Genomic DNA, 20,501 nt, shown 5'->3' with positions numbered 1-20,501 from the left:
TTCTCTCCTTCTCCCCTTCTTGTTTTAGACCAATTGGCTGTTAGACAAAATCATTTTTTTCAAAAAAAGATTAGGAGTATTATTTTGTTAATTCTCTGCGGATACGACTTAAGGATTGAGGAGTAATTGATAAATAGGAGGCTATATATTGCTGAGGTACCTGCAAAGCCAACTTTGGGTACCGCTTTAAAAACTCTAGGTACTTTATTTTAGAACTTCCAAAGTTTAGAAAATCATTGTCTTTAATTTTATTTAAAAGGGTAGCCTCCGTAATCGTCTTTAAAAAAATGAAGAAATTAGGAATATTTTCACAGAGCTTATTGACTTTTAACTTATGAATTGTATAGATATCTGTACCTACAACAGCCTGAAATGCTTCACTAGCTGCTGTCCCTGAATAATAGCTCTCCAGATCCACAAAAAATTGATTTTCCTTAAAAAAGTATTTTGTGATCTCATTGCCATTAACATCAGGTTTATAGATCCTGACAATTCCTGAGTTTATAAAACCGATTTCATGTGCAATCTGTCCAACTTCTAAAAAATGTTCAGTGGCATTTAGATTCTTCAATTTAAAATTTGAGGCTATTTCCTCAATATCTGAGTCTGATAAGATAGCCCCAAATCTTAATATAGATTTTAACTTTTCCATTTATTTGATAATACCAATATTCAAAATACTTTTTGCACAATCCAATATCGCATCCTCCTTGGTGATTGGTTTCCAACCTAACACTCGCTTTGCTTTACTGGCATCTATTTTTCTGGTAATTCCCAAATCTAATAAAATCGGTTTCAAGGATGGTTCAAAAAATGCAATAAATCTTGACAAAAAGTTAGGCATTTCGTAATTCTTGATTTTTTTATCCGGATAATTTAACTTAAGAACATTCGCTAATTGTTTCATAGTCATATGACCCGATGAAGCCATGAATCTGTTGCCAGCTGCATGTTTCTTTTCTATCACATCGACCAGCAATTGAGCAACAGAACGTACATCTACAATTTCAAAAGCAATTTTAGGCATTGCCGGCATCTTACCATCCAAAATTTTAATCACAATATTTGCTGAAGTGCCAAAATCTTCTTCTAACACTGGACCAAGCATTGCGCCAGGAAGTATGCTCACCATTTCCATACCTACCCCTTCTCTTTCCATAAAATCCCAAGCTGCCATTTCAGCGATAGTTTTACTCCTTATGTAGGGTTTTGTATCAGTTTTGTTTGTTATATCAGTCCAATTTTCTTCTGTAAAAACTTGATCCATCTCAGCTTTCGTCTTACCATATACTACTGTTGATATGGATGAAACTAGAATTACCCGTTTGACATTATTTGCCTTAGCAGCAGTCAATACGTTCAAAGTACCTTCCTTGGCAGGGATAATTAAATCATTCTCATCCTTAGGTAATTCCCTAGGGAAAGGAGACGCAGCATGAATGACATAATCTTTATTCATAGAAGCTTCTTTCCAAACTTCTTTATCTAATAGCTCTGCCTGAAAAAAACTAAGGTTATGGATATTATCCGTATGTTTTGAGATTATAGATCGCAATGAATCTGCCCTTTTTAAATCCCTGAGAGTGCCTGTAACTTTATACCCTCTGTTCAATAATTCAATTGCTGTATGAGAACCTAAAAATCCACTGACTCCAGTTAGTAATACTTCTTTATTGTTCATAGTTTTCGATATTTTAACACAAAACAAAGTACTTGAACAACCGCGATTTCTCAATTACCAATTGGTAAGTAATTAAAAATTATTAATAGGATTGGCTATAACTGATAGAATTGGTATACTCCCTACTAAATACTAAAAAAGGATTGCCGGCAGGATTGGCTCAGCCCCGCTAGCCCCATACCCATACCCTGAGCCATCCTGTGTGGGGGTGGCCATAAAAAATCGAAGCTTCACCGAAGGTGATCTTTTTTCATTCAGGGGCTTGAGCACAAATAAATTTGGGTCTGCCGCTGAATGAAAAAAGCCTCCCGCTACGCGGAAGGCTTCGATTTTTAGTCGGGGTGGCAGGATTCGAACCTACGACCTCCACATCCCAAATGTGGCGCGATACCGGGCTACGCTACACCCCGATTAGGTATCACCTTTAAAGTGGTACAAATATACAACCTTTTAACCGCTACTCCAATACTACAACACAAACATTAAATTAACATCTTGATTATTTGGACAATAATTTATCTTTACATTCACTTAAACCCAAAATCAAAGGCCAATTTTTAAATTTTCACCTCTAAAACACAATTAACCCTATTATTTGTTAAACCTCTACAGGGCTAAATACGTCAAAAAATTTGGATGCTGACAATAATTAACCGAAGTTTGATTTTTTAAAGAAAGAAGGACATGAAATTCAGTACGGGCTATATCATTCTTATATTTTTTCTAACAAGTTGTATCAATAGTGAAAAGGATAAAAACAAAAATACAGGCGATACAATCGTTGAGAACGGAAAAGAGCATGTGCTTAGCAATGCTGAAAAATTAGAGGATTACATCTTGGCATTAGACTCCAGCGATATCAACTCGGTATCCAAAGCTACTGCTAAATTCAAAGAGTTATTCGACAAGAAAGATAGCCTTGCCAATGATGAGGGTGTAGCCTTGATCGTTGATTACCTGGGCAAAGTTGCCATGTATGCTACTGCCAATGTATTCGATGATAAAAAGAATTACGAATCATTAGTGGACATTGAATTCCATGGTGGAACTAAAGCCGTGCCTGATGAATTCGAATCCCTGTATAAGACCATTAACAGCAATGGATTCCGAGTTCGTCAGACTGAAGGTATGTTTACTTTGCAAACCAATCCTTTTTACCTGCAAGAACAATTCTACCCTTATATTTCCGATAATTTCGAAATCTATCTTCAGCAGTTAGGTCGTGAAAATATGGAAGGATATGCAGAAGATGCTGCTATTGCAATCCCCTATCAATCTTTGGTGCAGCGTGTCATCTGGTGGGAAGATTTTGCCAATGCCACGAAAAATACCGTCGTAGGTAGAAAAGCCAAGGAACAATATAAGCGTTATTTTACAGCACTGACCATCGGCATGGACAACACCCCTGCAATTGAATCAGAACAGATTGCTGCCTACTTCCAAGACGCTTATAATTACCTGAAGGACTTTGCCCCAAACTCCAACAGTTATAAGCGCCTACAGCCTTATATTACCCTATTGGAGCAAGAGAAGATTGAAGAAGCAAAGGCTTTAGTCCCAGGTCTCTTAAACGAATAATACCCAAACAAAACTATTCATGAAAAATCCAATGGCATTAAACGATTTAAGCGGTCCAGCGGATGTCAAATTGTTGGTGGATGAATTCTATCATTCCGTTCAACAAGATGATCTCATTGGCCCTATATTCAATGAGGTTATTCAAGATCGTTGGCCAATACACTTAGCTAAGATGTATCAGTTTTGGGAAAGCATCCTGTTTGACAAAACCACTTATCAGGGAAGACCCTTTCCTCCACATGCCCAACTTCCCATTCAAAAAGACCATTTTGACCGTTGGTTAGCCTTATTTTATCAAAATCTCGATCGCCTTTTTGCTGGACCTATTGCTGAGCAAGCAAGATTTAGAGCCGATAAAATGGCGGAACTCTTCCAAATTAAACTCGCCAACATCCGAAACGATAAATTTCGTCCGCTTTTATAAAAGAAGCTGTATTTTTGCCATATGGCAAGATCCTTATCCAGACCTCCTAAAACTGTCGACCTCCATGCTGAAGCTTTTTTGGCTGACCTCGATAATTATGAACTCAATGAATTATTAGCAGAGAGTCTGGATTATCTAAGGGAGCAATTGGACGCTGCCATTTATTGGTCTTATCCGGAAATAAAATTTATCCATGGAAAAGGCAGAGGAATTCTTCGCAATGCGGTATACGAAGAATTACAACATTATAAAAGCTCAGGAGCAATCAGCCATTATCACCCATCCTATCAAAACGAAGACATTGTAATTGTTGTTATAGGCTTATAATATCCTTATAATACCTTGACGCGATACACCTGGTAAGGATATTTCACTAGATCCTGACCATTGTTCCAATTAGGCAATAATTGCATCTGCGCACAGGAAAAATACAAATACCCATCAGACCCTACTCCCATTGAATCTGGCCATAAAACCCGGCTATCCTGTGTGACAACCTCAAGTTTCCCTTCAGGCGTTAACCTTTTAACCGTGTAATCCAAGGAAGTCGTCAAATAGATATTTCCTTTAACATCGGCTACCAATCCATGGGTTATTCCAACCTCGCCCATATCCTCAACAAAACCCTCCAAATCAGTATCCTTTAGCTTTTCATCAGCCAGATATTTGGTTTCAATGCGGTAAAGATGAGTAGCATTGATGGGTTTAAAATAAAACCATTTGTTATCCTTCGTCAAAGCAATTCCATTTACATTGGATCGGAAAGGCTTCCCTTGTTTATCGCGCATGTCTCGACCTTCATAACTAAGAACCATGGAAGTATCAGCCAGCGTATATTTACTATTTGAAAGTACCGTTCTGCTTTCACCATTTTCAAGATTCAGCACAACGATACCCGCTAAACCAGGATCAGATAAATAGGCTAAATTCTTCTCTGTATCAACCCGAACATCGTTTAAGGCTGACTTATTCTTATCCAAGCTCGGAAATTCAAATCGCTTATTTAGTTTATTCGTTTTTAGATTAAACCCATAAAGTCGAAACCTTCCCTCCTCATCTTTTCCCCCTTCATTTGCAAAAATAGAGCTTGAGGATGCTGGTTTAGAATCTAAAACCCATAAATAATCTTTGGTATCTACGTAGATATCCTGAACGTTGACAAAGTGATCCTCTGACATTCCGGAAGCATCTTGCCAATCCGTATTAGGAAATGCCACTCGTTCGCCATTTACGATCTCCGATAAACCCATAATATAGGGTGCTTTATTCGGAAAGGAGACAAAAACTCGATTGCTGGACGATACGGAAACACCTATGGGTTGAGATTTATCAAATGAAGCAACAACTTCCAATTTCGGATCGGTTATTTGGGCTTGTGTTATCATGGTCATACTAGTAAGTAAGGCTGTAGCAATTATTAAATGTTTCATATAATAAGACTGATTTTTCTATTATAATCCATGATTTCAAGGTTTCTGTATCAGCCCTGCAAGTTCCACAGATTATAAAATACATTTTGTAAATAATAAGCAATGTAACGTAACAAAAACAGCAAAATAGGTTTATTTATTTCGTAATACGCTTTATTTTTGTTATATTAGCAAATATTGATGATTCTACCATCACAATAATCATCGCCGAAAGCTATTTAAATCTTTCAATATTCGTGTTAGTAACTATTAAACAAGGTCATTTGACTATTGTTTAATTTTTCTGCACATCTATATTCCGAAATCGGAATTCTTAGGAACCTTATGGTTCAATTTTAGACTTGTGAAAAACATTACTTCGTTGAAAAACGGAGCGATTAAAACATAAAAAACAAATTAATATATGACAAATTTTAAAGTTGGAATTATTGGAGCTGGCCCAAGTGGTCTAGCGATGTTAAGAGCATTTGAATCGGAACAGAAAAAAGGTAATCCCATCCCAGAAATTAAATGTTATGAGAAACAAGATAACTGGGGCGGCATGTGGAATTATACCTGGCGTACAGGTGTAGGGAAATATGGCGAACCCCTGCATGGCAGTATGTACAAATACCTTTGGTCAAACGGACCTAAGGAATGTTTAGAGTTTGCCGACTATACGTTTACAGAACATTTTGGTCAAGCCATTTCCTCATACCCGCCTCGTGAGGTTTTATTTGATTACATACAGGGCAGAATCAATAAGAGTAATGCTCGAGAATACATCAAATTCAGTACCGTAGCGCGTTGGGTAGATTATATAGAAGATAAAAAGCAGTTTCGAGTTGTATTCGATGACTTGAAGAAAAATGAAACATTTGAGGAATTCTTTGACTACCTAGTGGTTGGAACCGGGCATTTCTCGACACCAAACATGCCTTATTTCGAAGGGATTGACAATTTCCCTGGCGCTGTCATGCACGCGCATGATTTCCGCGGTGCGGATCAATTCATCGGTCAAAAACTCTTGCTTATAGGGAGCTCCTATTCCGCTGAGGATATAGCTGTACAATGCTATAAACATGGAAGCGATGAGGTAACTATTTCTTACCGCAGCAACCCTATCGGTACATCTTGGCCAGAAGGCATCAAAGAAAAACCATTGGTTACTCATTTTGATGGAAATACAGCTTACTTCAAAGATGGAACAACGGAAGATTATGATGCTGTCATCCTATGTACAGGATACCAACATAAATTCCCTTTTCTACCGGACTCTCTACGTCTAAAAACCAAAAACTGTCTGTATCCTGATGGTCTTTACAAGGGCGTAGTTTTCAATGAGAATGAACGATTAATCTTCTTGGGAATGCAAGATCAGTATTACACGTTTAATATGTTTGATACTCAAGCTTGGTATGCGCGCGATTATATGCTAGGTAGAGTTCCATTCCCAGCAAAGGCAGAACGTGATGCCGATATTAAAAATTGGATGGACTACGAGGCAAGTACAGAAACTGGAGCTGAACACGTGGATTTTCAAACAGATTACATCAAAGATTTGATCAGTTATACGGATTATCCAGCATTTGACTTGGATAATGTAGCCCAAATGTTCAAAAGCTGGTTAAAGGATAAGGAAACAAACATCCTGAATTATCGTGACCAGGTCTACACGTCTGTGATGGATGGCACTGCGGCTGAACCGCATCACACCCCATGGATGGAGGAGCTTGATGATAGCCTAAACCGTTATCTTCAAGAAAAATGTGAAGAAGAACGAGAATTGGTATAATATGTAAAGCAGTCTTTTCAAAGGCTGCTTTTTTTATTTTTAGAGAAAAATCACCCTTCACTATTAGTCGTATTTCACTCGTATTAAGCTCCACTTAAACTAGGGTTGGATTCGAGACACTTAGGGAATTTCCTTGGATCTGATAGGGATCTTGTTCGGATCTCGTTCGGTCGGAACCGAACGAGATCCGAAGGAGATCCGAACAAGTTCCGAAGGAGATCCGAAGGGTTCTCGAATCCAACCCCTAGCAAACCCCTAGCAAACTCCTGTTTAATATAGACAACAGACGATAGACAACAGATCTTAGACCTATTGGCGGGATAGAATTTTTTGAATTTAGGATAACGGTCGAAGCATGCTTCGACCCTACAGTTATGGTGGATTGCAACAATAAAATCACGATTGTTTGTAGGGGCGATGCATGCATCGCCCGCCAATTAAATTTATAACCACCACGTCCAACTCAGAACGAAGTGAAGAGTCTGAGCCTTAGGGGCAGTTTTAGTCGATAATATTAAGTAAATAGACCTATTGGCGGGAAAAAAGATTTGCTATTTACACTTCAGAGAGAAACGAGGGTTCTCAATTGTCCTACTAATGTGGGTCATCATTAGATTTTCTGAACAAACTTTAACCTTTGAAAGTGAAATCGGGAAAGAATAAAAAGCCTGCTGAGAGTTTAATTAGTCAGCAGGCTTTCTTATTATTTTGCAGGAGTAATTGTAATCTTGCGGAATTCAATAGGACCGTGATCTCCTTGAATGTAGATAGGTCCTGGTTCGCCTTCCTTGCTATCCAAGGCACCACCAGTGATACCAGGGATTTCCTGGTTACTGATTACGGTTTTGCCATTGGCAACAATGGTTACCAAACGACCCACCAAAGTGATTTCCATTTTTTGCCATTCATTTGGCCCCAAAGCAACCATCTCGTTAGGAGCTAAGAAACCATAAACACCGGCAAAGTATAAAGCTCCAGGATGTCTGTCTTTTGGAGAATCCTCAATTTGAACCTCATAACGACCTCTCAAATACAAACCTGAATTACTTCCTTCTGGATAGCGGAATTCCGTTTCAATTTTGAAGTCTTCAAATTTTTGTTCTGTTACTAAGTTTGCACCGGCAGCTTCATTGGTCAGAATACCATCTTTTACCACCCATTTGTTTTTATCGTTCGATGGTTTCCAGTTGGTTAAATCCTTACCATTGAACAACTCAACAGGAGTTCCCCAAGTAACGGCAGTCGTACGGTTTAAGAAAGGTGCTTTTACACCTGTGAAGCTGTATTTCTCACCATTGTTTGACGTGATCGTTCCTTTTAAATCAGCACCTGCCAATTCACCTTCGATCACAAAATCGCCATCTCCACCTTCCCATTGCGGAGGGATGGCAAAAGAGAATTTTCCATTCACTAGTTTGATATGGGAAATCGGGCGGCTACTACCACTATCCCCTACCCAGTAACCAACTAAAGTGGAGAAACCCGATAATTTAATTTCAATCCAAGATGGAACTTGTGCTCCTCCCTTATCAACCGTTAAATCCCAACGGCCTAAGAGATCCTTCGATTCTTCTGGGATAGTTTGGGATGCCGGATTGTGTTCTACTTCATCTTTCTTTTCTTGCGTGCCTGAGGTACAAGAAGTCAGGGTCATCCCTAACAATCCTGTAAATGCTAAGCCATAAGCAAATTGTTTAATCATTTTTCTTTTTTATTGAGGGTTATTTAAACTACATAATATTGTTCCCAGCCTTTTTTAGGTGGTGGCCCCATCAAGAGGGCATTGGCAAATTTATCATTGACAATCTCCTTCCTTTGTGGATCAAATTGAAACTTGGTATTCATGCGCTGCGCAATAACGCCGAGACAGAAGACTTGGCTTAAAGGTCCAGCAATATGGAATGGAGAACGTGTTTTTTCCTGCCCCATACAAGCTTTTAAGAAGTTAGCAAAGTGATTGGAGCTGGATTTAGGGATTTCCGGCAATTTATTAGCCATATCCTTTGCTTTCTCTTCTGGAATGATACTGAGGGTGCTTCCATGCGATCCACCTTTAAAGGTCATATCCTTTCCATAAATGATCTTTCCAGGATTCAATTTAGCAGGCTCTAAGGCACCCGTACTTGGTGGCGGTATATTCGGATCCAATCCTGAAATGCCGTAGCCAGGAGGGATCGGAGGCAGGTTATCCAGGCCGTCATACCACATGATATCTACAGCAGGCATTCGTTTCCGTTTCGGGAAGCTAAAACGCAAGGTACTTGACATCGGAAAGAAGAAGGAGTTATGCCCTATTAATTTCTCTGCGGATACTTCGGTAGGCAATCCCAATTCTAAGAATTCATGCGCCGTATCGAGGATATGAGCTCCCCAATCGCCTAAAGCTCCCATTCCGAAATCATACCAACAGCGCCATTGCCCATTGATGAAATCTTTATTATAATTATGACCTAAAGTCTGCATTTGCCATAAATCCCAATCGAGGGTATTAGGAATATTTTCAGCAACAGGAAAATTCTTCATGTTGATATCCCAACCATGCCAGCGTCTCGGCATATTCATGTGACCAACTATCTGCGTGACATCCTTAATGATGCCGGCATCCTTCCATACTTTAAATTGGAAATAGTTGGCCTCAGAATGCCCTTGATTTCCCATTTGGGTAGCGAGTTTAGGATTTTTCTTTGCCTTAGCCATCATCAATTCAATTTCTTGAAATGTTCTCGCCATAGGTTTTTCTACATAAACATGTTTACCTAAATCCATCGCCATCATACAGATTGGGAAATGCGAAAAATCCGGAACCCCGACAGATACTGCGTCAATCTGATTACCCATTTTGTCGAACATGACACGGAAGTCTTGAAAACGCGGTACATCTGGAAACTTTTCCAAAATAGCTAGCGTATGCTTAGCTCCCATATCGACATCGCAGAGGGCAACAATATTGCAGAGTCCGGTTTTATGAAATTCCAAGAGAATCTCTGCAGCCCGATTTCCTATTCCAACAGCCGCCAAATTCACTCGCTCATTAGGCTTTGCCATCAAGATGCTTCCAAAGCTGCTATTGGCTAAGCTGATAGCTCCACCAGCAAGAACGGATTTCTTGATAAAACTGCGTCGAGAGAAATGATGATTCATGGCAAGGATTGTAAAGGTTTATGTTAAATCATTTGATTATCTCTTAAAATTAAAAAAAAATCCTAATTTAAGGCAGCAATTGACAACTTTGTCCATAAACCTGTTACATTAACATCATGTTCAAAATAACCAAGAGACGTAATTTCCTGAAGCGATCAGCCTTATTTCTGGCACTTTCCAGTATAGCACTTAGCAGTCATGCGCAATCTGAGACAGCATCTACTATGGAATTTCCATTTAACGGAAAAGACCTAAGTGGATGGAAAACTGTAGGCGGGAATGCACCATTTTATATCGAAGAAAACAGTATTGTTGGCGTCATGACCAAGAATACAGCCAATACCTTTTTGGTTACCGAAAAGGAATACGGCGACTTTATTTTGCAACTAGAGGTTAAGCTAGATGGCACAACGACCAATTCCGGCATACAAACTCGCAGCCATATTGATCCGAAAGGAAATAATGGAAAAGGAAGGGTCTATGGTAGGCAAGTGGATATTGATCCTACCCCACGAGCTTGGACTGGTGGGATCTATGATGAAGGCCGTAGAGAATGGCTTTACCCCTTAGATTTAAACCCGGCTGCTAAGACAGCATATAAACCCGGAGAATTTAACGATATCATAATTCAAGTTATTGGTAATGAAACCCGAACTTGGGTGAATGGAATCCCTACTTCCTATGTTATTGACAGTTTAGACAAGACTGGATTCATTGCACTACAAGTTCATAGTATACCAGATAGTCTAGATGGGAAAAGGGTGTTTTTTAGGAACCTTTCGATTAGTACTAATCCCAAATTCCCAAGGGACTTCCCTAAGGATATCTACATTGTCAACACCAATGCGAACGATCTATCGAAGGCTGAAAAAGCCGCAGGATATTCTCTTTTATTCAATGGAAAAGATACGAAAGGCTGGCGGAGTGCACGTGGCAAGAAGTTTCCTGAGAAAGGTTGGAGTATTCAAAATGGCATGTTCTCTGTTCAGAAATCCGATGGTGGAGAGTCGACCAATGGCGGTGATATCGTCACCAAAAAACAATATAAGGCATTTGACCTCTCTTTTGAATTTAAATTGAGCCCTGGTGCTAACTCCGGTGTGAAATACTTTGTCACCTTAGATGAAAAAACAAAAGGTTCAGCTATTGGACCGGAATACCAAATACTAGACGATGCTTTGCACCCGGATGCTAAGCTTGGTAAGGATGGAAACCGAACGTTGGCTTCCCTATATGATTTGATTACTTCTGACAGAAATCCTAGACCGCGCAGACCAATTGGACAATGGAATCGTGGTAGAATTGTTGTCGAGCCAAATAATAAGGTAACTTATTACTTGAATGGATTTAAGATGTTGGAATTTGTAAGGGGATCGGAGGAATTCCGCAAACTAGTGGCAGGAAGTAAGTATAAGGATTGGAAAAATTTTGGAGAGGCAAAACAAGGCCATATTCTATTGCAAGATCACGGCGATGCTGTTTCCTTTCGAAGCATAAAGATTAAGGAATTAAAATAAGCGAAAATAAAAAACGGGCTGCCCACATTATGGACAGCCCGTTTTCTTTGTTAGTTCTTATAGAACGGCTTTGATTTCGTCTACCGCCTTTTTGAATTTCTCCAATTCAGAAGCCTGTAAGTTGATAAAGCTATTATCCTCTAGCCTACCTACTACTTCATCCATTTCAGCACGGTTTTCATAAACCATCATTCGGAAAGGATTTTCATAATCCTTGCTTCTGGTTTTATAAATCTCTTGACAGATCCATTCTTTGGTTTCCAATGCCTCGTTCAAGATATCCATCCAAAAACCCTTATGCCATGCTGATGCAGAAACACCAGTAATCTCCACTAAGGAAGCTAATGCATGGTTTGTTTTATCTTGCAGATACCCTGCACTAATGCCATGATAACGCTGATGTATGCTGGACCAGGAATAAAGTTTTTTGGATTTAATATCATCAAGTAACTGATTCACTTGTGTTTTAGGAACTAATTGGGATCCAATATTTTCAAATTCTTCTCGACCTACCTGATTTGAAGCAAATGCATCTATAGTTTCTTTCAATTTATCCGCAGGAATATGCTCTAGTACTTGACAGGCAGCGTAATAGCGAATTAATTTACGGAACAAACTGTGGGCCTCTCGAGCTTTTGTCAAGATGACTTTTCGTTTGGAAAACTCCGTATTCAAAAGCGTAATCTCCATATCCGCTGCACCTTTACCATTAAGCCATTCTAAGGCATCACCTCCAGATAATGCTCTGGAAACTGCCTCTTCAATCTCTTGAAGTGAATAAAAAAGCTCATTCACAGTATCAGGAGCTAAGATATCGTATTCAAAATATTGGTTTTTGAAGCTACGCTTATCCCGACTGATGAATTTATTGGTATTGCGCATCAAGGCGTACATATTGTACATGAACCAATAGCCTGGAACAATGACTACCTGATTGTTCGCCACATCGTTACTGACAAGGGAGAAAGGGATCCTAACATCCAACTCATGGAGGAAGTCACCTTTTACGATCAAGGTATAGGATGCAAAACGAGAGTTATGTTTCAAGCTGACACATAAGCCTGGCCAGAATCCGCGACCTGCAATAATTTCTCCGTCTGCAGCACGTGAGTTATGATTAGACCCAACAGTCGCACCAGCAGCCATATTGCTTTGCCCTTTGATCAAAGAAGCACATAAAAATGAGTTATTATGATGTTGCTCATGGGCTGGGAATATCAAAGAGTTCAAGACTTCACAGCAGGAAATGGTGGAGTTATCCCCTAAAAAGGAGTTGATTAATCGTGCTCCATATTTCAATTGAGAATAGGATGATAAAATAAAACGTACTGCTTTAACCCCGTAAAATACTCGACAGCCATAGCCAATAATTCCGTTTACCAATTCACAACCTTCCCCAATTTGGGTGTAAGCTTCAGAAGTAGAATTGATGGTTAAATTCTTAAGTTTGCTGATCCCTTTGATATAGGCATCTGAACCAATCTTAACGTTCTTGAATATCTGGGAATTTTTAATGACCGTTCGATCACCAATTTCACTATAGTATCCGCGTGTGGTACTGAACCCGGCATTGGTAATATCCCAAAAGCGTTGTTGAAGCTCCTTATCCTGTCTATTTCTTGTCCACAAGTACACATCAGCAGCCTGCATGCCATCAAATGGCAATACCGATCTACCTCCATTTTCATTACATAATTCCAGATAGATGCGGCTATAGTCCTGATCACCTTCCTTTAGGATTCCATTTCCAAATTTCGCATTGGAACTGGTCTCCATTTCATTCACATTCAGTAAAATAACCTCATTGCCTACGATAAAGTGTGCAATGTAGCGGACTTGATGCAAGGCCACACAATCGCCTAAATCGCAGGAAATAATTTGTGAATTATAAATACCTACTGGTAGACGTATATCTCTGTACTCGAGGTAAACTTCTTCCATGTCGCCAATACGCACTAAGCCAAAGAATTTATTGCGCTTGATCTGCTTGGGTAAGAATTTGTCGGTAACTAATACATCTTGCCAATTACTCGACTCATTACCATTCATTTCCAAGATTCTGATTTCCTCCTTCGTCAGGTTTCGGTAATCCTTCTTATTTTTTTGTTGCTCAAAACGCAAGTAGTACTCGTCCTTACCTTCCGGTAAAAATTCTTTGGGGATAAAGTCGTATCCAATACGGCTTAATGGAACTTTATTAATATAACCCATAGTCCCCCTATTCCACGGTAACCGATTTTGCCAAATTCCTAGGCTTATCTACATCCAAACCACGGTAAACACCGATATAGTAGGATAGCAATTGTAATGGAACCACAGTCAATAATGGTGCGATTACCTCATCAACATTAGGCACACGCATAACATCATTCGATATACTAGGGGTAATTTCATCACCTTCAGAAACAACAGAAATAACCATACCTTTTCTGGCTTTGATTTCCTGAATATTGCTGACGATTTTTTCATGGTAGGCATCTTTACTAGCAATGAATACCACTGGCAATTGATCATCAACCAATGCAATCGGTCCATGCTTCATCTCAGCTGCTGGATATCCTTCGGCATGGATGTAAGAGATTTCCTTTAATTTTAAGGCACCTTCTAAGGCCGTAGGGAAATTATATCCACGACCAAGGAACAACATATCATGTGCATCCTTATACTTGTATGCAATGGCTTTGATGTTGTCCACTTCATTATCCAAAACCCATTGTACTTTCTCTGGGATCTGATTCAGTTCATGGCATAGATTCACAAATCTTTCTTCGGAAATCGTGCCTTTTTCTTTAGCTACTTTCAACGCTATCATCATCAATACAGCCAATTGTGCTGTATAAGCTTTGGTACTTGCCACACCAATTTCAGGACCTGCATGGGTATAACATCCAGCATGTGAAATACGTGCGATAGAAGAACCTACTACATTGACAATACCGAAAATAGTTGCTCCTTGTTCCTTAGCGCGCTCTAATGCCACTAGGGTATCGGCAGTTTCACCACTTTGAGAAATCGCAAAAATGACATCATCGGAGTCAATGATTGGATTACGGTATCTGAATTCTGAAGCGTATTCCACTTCCACATTAATTCGGCAAAGCTCTTCAATAACATATTCAGCCACAAGACCTGCATGCCAGCTGGTTCCACAAGCCACAATAATAACTCGGCGAGCAGCCATTAATTTATCCTTTATATCGTCTATTCCACTTAGGATAATCTGTGCTTCATTGGCCATAAGGCGACCACGTAAGGAGTCGGCAATGGTAATAGGCTGTTCGAAGATTTCCTTCAACATGAAATGGTCATAGCCTCCCTTTTCAATAGCAGCCAATTCTAAGTCAAGTTTTTGAACGAAAGGAGTCAATTGCTCATTACCCAGGTTTTTCAAGATTAATTGATCTGGTGTAACTATAGCAAGTTCATAGTCATTAATATAAACGACCTCTTTGGTATAAGCCAACATAGGTGAAGCATCAGAACCCAAGAAATGTTCGTTGTTTCCAATACCAATAACCAATGGACTACCCTTTCTAGCAGCGATGATCATATCGGGTTGATCGGCATGAACGAGCAAAATGACGTAGGCACCCGTAACACGTTTCAGTGCAATACGAATAGCTTCTTCGAGCGAGCAATCGTTATTAAATTGAATATCTTCAATAAAGTTTAGTAGGACTTCGGAGTCGGTATCTGAATGGAATTCATAACCATCTTTTAGTAATTCATTTTTAAGTTGGGCGTAGTTCTCAATGATTCCATTATGGATCATGGCTAATTTTCCAGATTTGGAAACATGGGGGTGTGCATTTCGATCAGATGGTTCTCCGTGGGTTGCCCAACGCGTGTGACCAATTCCAGTGGTGCCAGCCGTGGATTGATCTCCGATAAATTCTTCTAGTGCGGCTACTTTTCCAGCCTTCTTATACACCTTTACCGCATCGCCTGTTTGCAGAGCAACGCCTGCGCTATCGTATCCGCGGTATTCTAATTTTTTTAAGCCATCAATTACAATTGGATAAGCTTGCCGTGTTCCGGTATAACCGACGATTCCACACATAATTTTCTCGTTTAAATTTAAGTTTTATATATAATTCGTGTCAAAGATATAAAAATTTTACACGCAATCGTTTGCGGCAATAGCAAAAGAAAAACCGAACTGGGTTCGGTTTCCTTTAACATAATAAATATTAATCAAGTTCAAACTTGTAACCAACACCTTTTACGGTGGCTACATAGCCATCTCCTATCTTTTCTCGAAGTTTACGGATGTGTACATCGATAGTGCGATTCGTCACGACTACAGAGTCTTCCCAAATAGCTTTGAGGATCTGCTCACGTGTAAATACCTTATTCGGTTTTGAAGCCAATAAATAAAGTAATTCAAATTCTTTCTTGGCCAATACATGTCTTTCTTGACCGCGGAATACTAAAAATGAATCTCTGTCAATTACTAAATCAGAGATTTCTAATTTGTCTACTACATGCTCATCAATAGCTTCACCTGCATTTCTACGCAAGATGGCATTGATACGGCTCATTAAAGCACGTGGCTTAATAGGCTTAGCGATATAATCATCTGCCCCAACATGGAAACCTGCAATCTCCGAATACTCTTCGCTTCTTGCCGTTAAAAACACCATGAAAGTTTGTTTGAATTCTGGTAAGGAACGCATGATTCTACATGCTTCTATGCCATCCATCTCCGGCATCATGACATCAAGGATAATTAAATCTGGATAAACCTCTTTTGCAATCCGAACGCCTTCTTTCCCATTGGAGGCCGTAAATACCTGATAGCCTTCTTTTGTAAGGTTGTAGGAAATGAGTTCAACGATGTCCGATTCATCATCCACTACCAGGATTTTCTGCTTATTAGCCATATAACACTAACTTTTTTTGCTAAGATATGTACTTAATCATAAAATAAAGTTAACCAAATGTTATGAAATTGTTAAGCCTTAAAATAAACTTAACAATTCGCTCTTATTAATTTAAGGTTTTTGTCAAAAATTCTTCTAATGACTTTCCTCTTAAATTCTTGGCAATAATATTTCCTTGAGCATCAACTATATAGGAAGCAGGAATACCTTTAATGGAGTAATCAATGATCAATGGGGAGCTCCAAGCCTTCAGGTCGGAGATGTTAGTCCATGTTAATTTATCGTCTTCAATGGCACGCATCCAAGACCCTGGGTTATCATCCAAGGACACGCCTAACACGGTGAAATTCTTGTCTTTAAATGCTGCAAATTGCTTCACAATGTTCGGGTTCTCCTCTCTACAAGGCATACACCATGATGCCCAAAAGTCGACTAAAACAATCTTGCCTTTATAATCGGATAATTTCACTGTTTTATTATCGGGCGTGTAACCAATGATTTCAGGTGCCGGTTGCCCAACAGCTAGTTTCTTCAGTTTATCTACCTCAACACGGAAATCATTTACATAACGGTTATCAGGGAATTGATCTTTGATCTTATCGGAATAAGCAATCAACTGCGCTTCAGCCATCTCTGGATCTAAAGTAGTCATAGCATAAAACCCGGAAAGATCATTGTTCTTGTTCGCAAATGCGACAGCCTTATGCGTATAATCTTTGAAATATGGTTCAAACTGCATTAACATGGCTGAACGAAGATTTTGAACATCATTTGTACCCATGTCAGCGGTAGCTTTCGTAAAGACCTGTTGTAGGGAGTCACGCACGAAATCTATTCTGGATTTCAGGGGAGCAAATTCTTTTAGTTTTTGAGTAAGCTCGGAACCTTCAACTACATAATTGTCGGGATTTTGCAAATCCACATTAAAAATCAATTCCTTACCAGGTTCGAGAATAATCGGGTAACGATTATTCCCGACCTGTAAAGTTAAAAGACGTTCCTGTGTAGTAGGACGCTCAAATTTAAAACGATTACCATCGGCTATAAAAGTTGAATCTAATTTACGGTCACCCTCGTAAAAGCTTACCACTTTTACATTTCCTGGATTTTGGATTTCACCACTGACACGGATAGTATCGTTATTGGAACAGCTCCATAAGCTCAGGAGCAAGGCTCCGAATAAACTACTTTTTACAGCAAACTTCATCATGATTCTTATTTTAAAAATTCTTTGGCTCTAGATACAGCTTTGTCTAATCCTTGTACATCTTTTCCACCAGCTGTGGCGAAGAAAGGTTGACCACCTCCCCCACCTTGGATGTCCTTAGCAAGATCGCGAACGATATTGCCGGCATGGTAGCCACGCTCTTTCGCCAAATCATCGGAGATCATTACGGTTAAGCTTGGTTTTCCGTCAATATTAGCCCCTAATACTAAAAACAAGTTATTCACAGCGCCCTTTAAAGCATAGGCTAAAGTTTTTACAGCATCTGCGTTAGGTAGATCTACTGTCGTGGCAAGGAAGTGAATATCGCCTATTTTTTCCATCTTGGATTCCAAATCAGCCATTAAGCCTTTGGATTTCTCCTTAATGTAATTTTCAATTTCTTTTTTCAAGGATTGATTTTCATCGATAACCTTCGTCAATGCAGAGACAAAGTCTTTAGGGTTATTTAACAGATCCTTGAAGTTATTCATCAACTCAAAATATTCACGGATAACCTGTGCAGCACGAGTACCGGTAATGGCTTCAATACGACGAACACCTGCAGCAACTGCTGACTCTGACATGATTTTGAAGAATCCAATCTCGCCTGTACCACTTACGTGTGTACCACCACATAATTCCTTTGAATAGTTATCATCAAAAGTAATCACACGTACATGATCACCATATTTTTCGCCAAATAATGCGGTCACACCCGATTCAATCGCCTTTTGATATGGAACATTTCGCTCCTCTTTTAAAGCAATGTTTTCACGAATCTTCGCATTAACGATATCCTCAATTTGCTTGATCTCTTCATAAGTCAATTTAGCGAAGTGTGAAAAGTCAAAACGTAAGACATCAGCTGAAACTAAAGATCCTTTTTGATTGACATGATCACCCAATACCTGCTTCAAAGCAGCATGTAAAAGGTGTGTCGCCGAGTGATTAGCTTCCGTATCTTTACGCTTAGCCACATTAACAACAGCTTCAAACTCGCCGTCTAAGGTCGTTGGTAATTGATTCGTAAAGTGAATAAATAATCCATTCTCTTTCTTGGTATCCACGATACTGATCTTCTCATTGGAATCTAACGAACGGATATAACCTGTATCTCCGACTTGACCTCCACCTTCAGCATAGAAAGGAGTTTCTGCCAATACCAATTGGTATTGTTCTTTTCCTTTAGCAGCAACCTTACGGTATTTTAAAATGCTTGTCTGTGCTGTTAATTGATCATAACCTACAAATTGGCTTTCCTCATCCGCATTAACCACAACCCAGTCTCCCGTATCAATAGCAGTAGCGGCGCGAGATCTTTCCTTTTGAGCCAATAAAGCATTCTGGAACCCATCCATATCCACAACTAAACCTTTTTCTCGAGCAAGCAATTCTGTCAAGTCGATTGGGAATCCAAATGTATCGAACAATTCAAAAGCAAAATTTCCATCAATAGCTGTATTCTGTTCGATGTAGTTTTCGAATCGTTGAATACCAGCAGTCAATGTTCTTAAGAAAGAAACTTCTTCCTCTAAGATTACTTTCTCTACGAAATCTTGTTGTTGGTAAAGTTCATCAAAAACACCTTTGAATTGTTCCGCTAAAACAGGAACAAGCTCATGAATAAATGGGTTTTTGAAGTTTAAGAAGGTGTAAGCATAACGAACCGCACGTCTTAAGATACGACGAATTACATAACCTGCTTTATTATTAGATGGCAATTGACCATCGGCAATAGCAAAGCTTACTGCACGGATATGATCCGATAAAACGCGCATAGCGATATCGGTTTTCTCGTCTGCACCATAAGCGATACCCGATTTCTCTGAAATAAATTGAATTAAAGGTTGGAAAACATCTGTATCGTAATTGGATGTTTTATGCTGAATACAACGCACCAAACGTTCAAATCCCATTCCCGTATCGACATGTTTTGCCGGTAGTGGTTTTAAGCTACCATCTTTTAGACGGTTAAACTGCATAAATACCAAGTTCCAGATTTCGATAACCTGCGGATCATCAGCATTCACTAATTGAGCACCAGACACCTGAGCACGCTCTGCATCGGGACGCATATCGTAATGGATCTCTGAACAAGGACCACAAGGACCTGTATCACCCATTTCCCAGAAATTATCTTTCTTATTACCTAGTAGAATTCGATCTTCAGCAATCCACTCTTTCCAAAAGTCGAAAGCTTCAGTATCCTTCGCTAGACCCTCAGACTCATCACCTTCAAAGATGGTCACATATAAACGATCTTTATCTAATTTATATACCTCTGTTAAAAGCTCCCAGGCCCATTGAATAGCTTCTTTCTTAAAATAATCGCCAAAAGACCAGTTCCCCAACATCTCAAATAAGGTGTGGTGGTAGGTATCAATCCCTACTTCTTCCAAGTCGTTATGCTTTCCAGAAACTCTTAAACAACGTTGTGTATCGGCAATTCTAGGAAATTTAATCGGGGCTTCGCCTAAAAATAAGTCTTTGAATTGATTCATCCCTGCATTGGTAAACATGAGGGTAGGGTCGTTTTTCACAACTACTGGTGCAGAAGGAACGATTTGATGTCCCTTACTTTGAAAATATTCTAAAAAAGCCTGACGAATTTCTCTACTGGTCATTGATGTGCTGTATAAATTTGAACGCAAAACTACTTAAAAATCATTAATTATATAAATCTGACGCCTCAATTCAGGGCATCTGTGCCTATTTCGGCTTAATTTCCTAAAATTTGACTTCCAATTGATCGTGTAAGGAATAATTAAGGCATTCCATCAGCACATTTTTATTGGAAATAAAGGAACAAAGTTTCATTAATATAGTAGCGATAGCGAAGCATATTCCCCTTTCCTACTCTTTTCAT

15 protein-coding genes and 1 tRNA gene are annotated in these 20,501 nt (G+C 39.3%); 5 read left to right on the top strand and 11 right to left on the bottom strand.

The window, feature by feature from the left end; genetic code table 11:
* Positions 1–79: 79 nt before the first annotated feature.
* The 3 genes from ACP6L2_RS00275 to ACP6L2_RS00265 form a co-directional block, all read right to left on the bottom strand.
* Positions 80–652, bottom strand: a complete 573-nt coding sequence (locus tag ACP6L2_RS00275; RefSeq protein ID WP_440507275.1) for a Crp/Fnr family transcriptional regulator — start codon at positions 650–652, stop codon at positions 80–82.
* Entirely contained in the window at positions 653–1,681 is a 1,029-nt protein-coding gene (locus ACP6L2_RS00270) for an SDR family oxidoreductase (RefSeq protein ID WP_440507273.1), read from the bottom strand.
* A gap of 336 nt (positions 1,682–2,017) precedes the next feature.
* Positions 2,018–2,091, bottom strand: a tRNA-Pro gene (locus ACP6L2_RS00265).
* 274 nt (positions 2,092–2,365) lie between these two features.
* Between ACP6L2_RS00265 and ACP6L2_RS00260 the strand changes: the two genes are divergently transcribed.
* From ACP6L2_RS00260 to ACP6L2_RS00250, 3 genes are read left to right on the top strand one after another with little or no spacing between them, the layout of a single operon-like run.
* The gene (locus ACP6L2_RS00260) at positions 2,366–3,259 is read left to right on the top strand and encodes a hypothetical protein (protein WP_440507272.1); all 894 of its coding nucleotides are present in this window, start codon (positions 2,366–2,368) and stop codon (positions 3,257–3,259) included.
* A gap of 19 nt (positions 3,260–3,278) precedes the next feature.
* Positions 3,279–3,683, top strand: coding sequence for a group III truncated hemoglobin (locus tag ACP6L2_RS00255; protein ID WP_440507271.1), 405 nt, complete (start codon positions 3,279–3,281; stop codon positions 3,681–3,683).
* 21 nt (positions 3,684–3,704) lie between these two features.
* Positions 3,705–4,010 (top strand): Smr/MutS family protein, encoded by a 306-nt coding sequence (locus ACP6L2_RS00250; RefSeq protein WP_344674500.1) that lies wholly within the window; start codon positions 3,705–3,707, stop codon positions 4,008–4,010.
* A 5-nt stretch (positions 4,011–4,015) separates the two neighbouring features.
* On the opposite strand, the gene ACP6L2_RS00245 is transcribed toward ACP6L2_RS00250, so the two are convergent.
* On the bottom strand, positions 4,016–5,113 hold the full coding sequence (locus tag ACP6L2_RS00245; protein WP_440507270.1) for an L-dopachrome tautomerase-related protein: 1,098 nt from the start codon (positions 5,111–5,113) through the stop codon (positions 4,016–4,018).
* 403 nt (positions 5,114–5,516) lie between these two features.
* Here ACP6L2_RS00245 and ACP6L2_RS00240 point away from each other — a divergent pair, with 403 nt between their 5' ends.
* Positions 5,517–6,887 (top strand): NAD(P)-binding domain-containing protein, encoded by a 1,371-nt coding sequence (locus ACP6L2_RS00240; protein WP_440507269.1) that lies wholly within the window; start codon positions 5,517–5,519, stop codon positions 6,885–6,887.
* A gap of 703 nt (positions 6,888–7,590) precedes the next feature.
* Here ACP6L2_RS00240 and ACP6L2_RS00235 read toward each other — a convergent pair.
* Together ACP6L2_RS00235 and ACP6L2_RS00230 are read right to left on the bottom strand one after the other, a co-directional pair.
* Entirely contained in the window at positions 7,591–8,589 is a 999-nt protein-coding gene (locus tag ACP6L2_RS00235) for a 3-keto-disaccharide hydrolase (protein ID WP_440507267.1), read from the bottom strand.
* Between the two features lie 23 nt (positions 8,590–8,612).
* Positions 8,613–10,028: a Gfo/Idh/MocA family oxidoreductase gene (locus ACP6L2_RS00230; protein ID WP_440507265.1), complete on the bottom strand. Its 1,416-nt coding sequence runs from the start codon at positions 10,026–10,028 to the stop codon at positions 8,613–8,615.
* Positions 10,029–10,144: 116 nt separating this feature from the next.
* On the opposite strand from ACP6L2_RS00230, the gene ACP6L2_RS00225 reads away from it, so the two are divergent.
* Positions 10,145–11,545 (top strand): 3-keto-disaccharide hydrolase, encoded by a 1,401-nt coding sequence (locus ACP6L2_RS00225; RefSeq protein ID WP_440507263.1) that lies wholly within the window; start codon positions 10,145–10,147, stop codon positions 11,543–11,545.
* A gap of 57 nt (positions 11,546–11,602) precedes the next feature.
* Here the strand turns inward: ACP6L2_RS00225 and ACP6L2_RS00220 are convergent, their stop codons facing one another.
* The 5 genes from ACP6L2_RS00220 to alaS all read right to left on the bottom strand — a co-directional run bounded on the left by ACP6L2_RS00220 (position 11,603) and on the right by alaS (position 20,259).
* Positions 11,603–13,756, bottom strand: a complete 2,154-nt coding sequence (locus tag ACP6L2_RS00220) for a DUF4954 family protein (RefSeq protein ID WP_440507261.1) — start codon at positions 13,754–13,756, stop codon at positions 11,603–11,605.
* A 7-nt stretch (positions 13,757–13,763) separates the two neighbouring features.
* Complete coding sequence (gene glmS / locus ACP6L2_RS00215) at positions 13,764–15,605, bottom strand: glutamine--fructose-6-phosphate transaminase (isomerizing) (RefSeq protein WP_440507259.1); 1,842 nt, start codon at positions 15,603–15,605, stop codon at positions 13,764–13,766.
* A 130-nt stretch (positions 15,606–15,735) separates the two neighbouring features.
* Positions 15,736–16,428, bottom strand: coding sequence for a response regulator transcription factor (locus ACP6L2_RS00210; protein ID WP_344674508.1), 693 nt, complete (start codon positions 16,426–16,428; stop codon positions 15,736–15,738).
* A 106-nt stretch (positions 16,429–16,534) separates the two neighbouring features.
* On the bottom strand, positions 16,535–17,638 hold the full coding sequence (locus ACP6L2_RS00205; protein ID WP_440507257.1) for a redoxin domain-containing protein: 1,104 nt from the start codon (positions 17,636–17,638) through the stop codon (positions 16,535–16,537).
* A gap of 5 nt (positions 17,639–17,643) precedes the next feature.
* Complete coding sequence (alaS, locus tag ACP6L2_RS00200; protein ID WP_440507255.1) at positions 17,644–20,259, bottom strand: alanine--tRNA ligase; 2,616 nt, start codon at positions 20,257–20,259, stop codon at positions 17,644–17,646.
* Between the last annotated feature and the right edge of the window lie 242 nt (positions 20,260–20,501).

It is taken from the genome of Sphingobacterium lactis (genome assembly GCF_051951495.1).
GTDB classification, from domain to species: Bacteria; Bacteroidota; Bacteroidia; order Sphingobacteriales; family Sphingobacteriaceae; genus Sphingobacterium; species Sphingobacterium lactis_A.
Note: the sequence above shows the minus strand (reverse complement) of the source record. Positions and strands in the feature narration are given on the sequence as shown.

Bases quoted from the DNA above. Each gene is read 5' to 3' on its own strand.
- ACP6L2_RS00275 (WP_440507275.1), bottom strand. From the start codon at position 652: ATGGAAAAGTTAAAATCTATATTAAGATTTGGGGCTATCTTATCAGAC.
- ACP6L2_RS00270 (WP_440507273.1), bottom strand. From the start codon at position 1,681: ATGAACAATAAAGAAGTATTACTAACTGGAGTCAGTGGATTTTTAGGT.
- ACP6L2_RS00260 (WP_440507272.1), top strand. From the start codon at position 2,366: ATGAAATTCAGTACGGGCTATATCATTCTTATATTTTTTCTAACAAGT.
- ACP6L2_RS00255 (WP_440507271.1), top strand. From the start codon at position 3,279: ATGAAAAATCCAATGGCATTAAACGATTTAAGCGGTCCAGCGGATGTC.
- ACP6L2_RS00250 (WP_344674500.1), top strand. From the start codon at position 3,705: ATGGCAAGATCCTTATCCAGACCTCCTAAAACTGTCGACCTCCATGCT.
- ACP6L2_RS00245 (WP_440507270.1), bottom strand. From the start codon at position 5,113: ATGAAACATTTAATAATTGCTACAGCCTTACTTACTAGTATGACCATG.
- ACP6L2_RS00240 (WP_440507269.1), top strand. From the start codon at position 5,517: ATGACAAATTTTAAAGTTGGAATTATTGGAGCTGGCCCAAGTGGTCTA.
- ACP6L2_RS00235 (WP_440507267.1), bottom strand. From the start codon at position 8,589: ATGATTAAACAATTTGCTTATGGCTTAGCATTTACAGGATTGTTAGGG.
- ACP6L2_RS00230 (WP_440507265.1), bottom strand. From the start codon at position 10,028: ATGAATCATCATTTCTCTCGACGCAGTTTTATCAAGAAATCCGTTCTT.
- ACP6L2_RS00225 (WP_440507263.1), top strand. From the start codon at position 10,145: ATGTTCAAAATAACCAAGAGACGTAATTTCCTGAAGCGATCAGCCTTA.
- ACP6L2_RS00220 (WP_440507261.1), bottom strand. From the start codon at position 13,756: ATGGGTTATATTAATAAAGTTCCATTAAGCCGTATTGGATACGACTTT.
- glmS (WP_440507259.1), bottom strand. From the start codon at position 15,605: ATGTGTGGAATCGTCGGTTATACCGGAACACGGCAAGCTTATCCAATT.
- ACP6L2_RS00210 (WP_344674508.1), bottom strand. From the start codon at position 16,428: ATGGCTAATAAGCAGAAAATCCTGGTAGTGGATGATGAATCGGACATC.
- ACP6L2_RS00205 (WP_440507257.1), bottom strand. From the start codon at position 17,638: ATGATGAAGTTTGCTGTAAAAAGTAGTTTATTCGGAGCCTTGCTCCTG.
- alaS (WP_440507255.1), bottom strand. From the start codon at position 20,259: ATGACCAGTAGAGAAATTCGTCAGGCTTTTTTAGAATATTTTCAAAGT.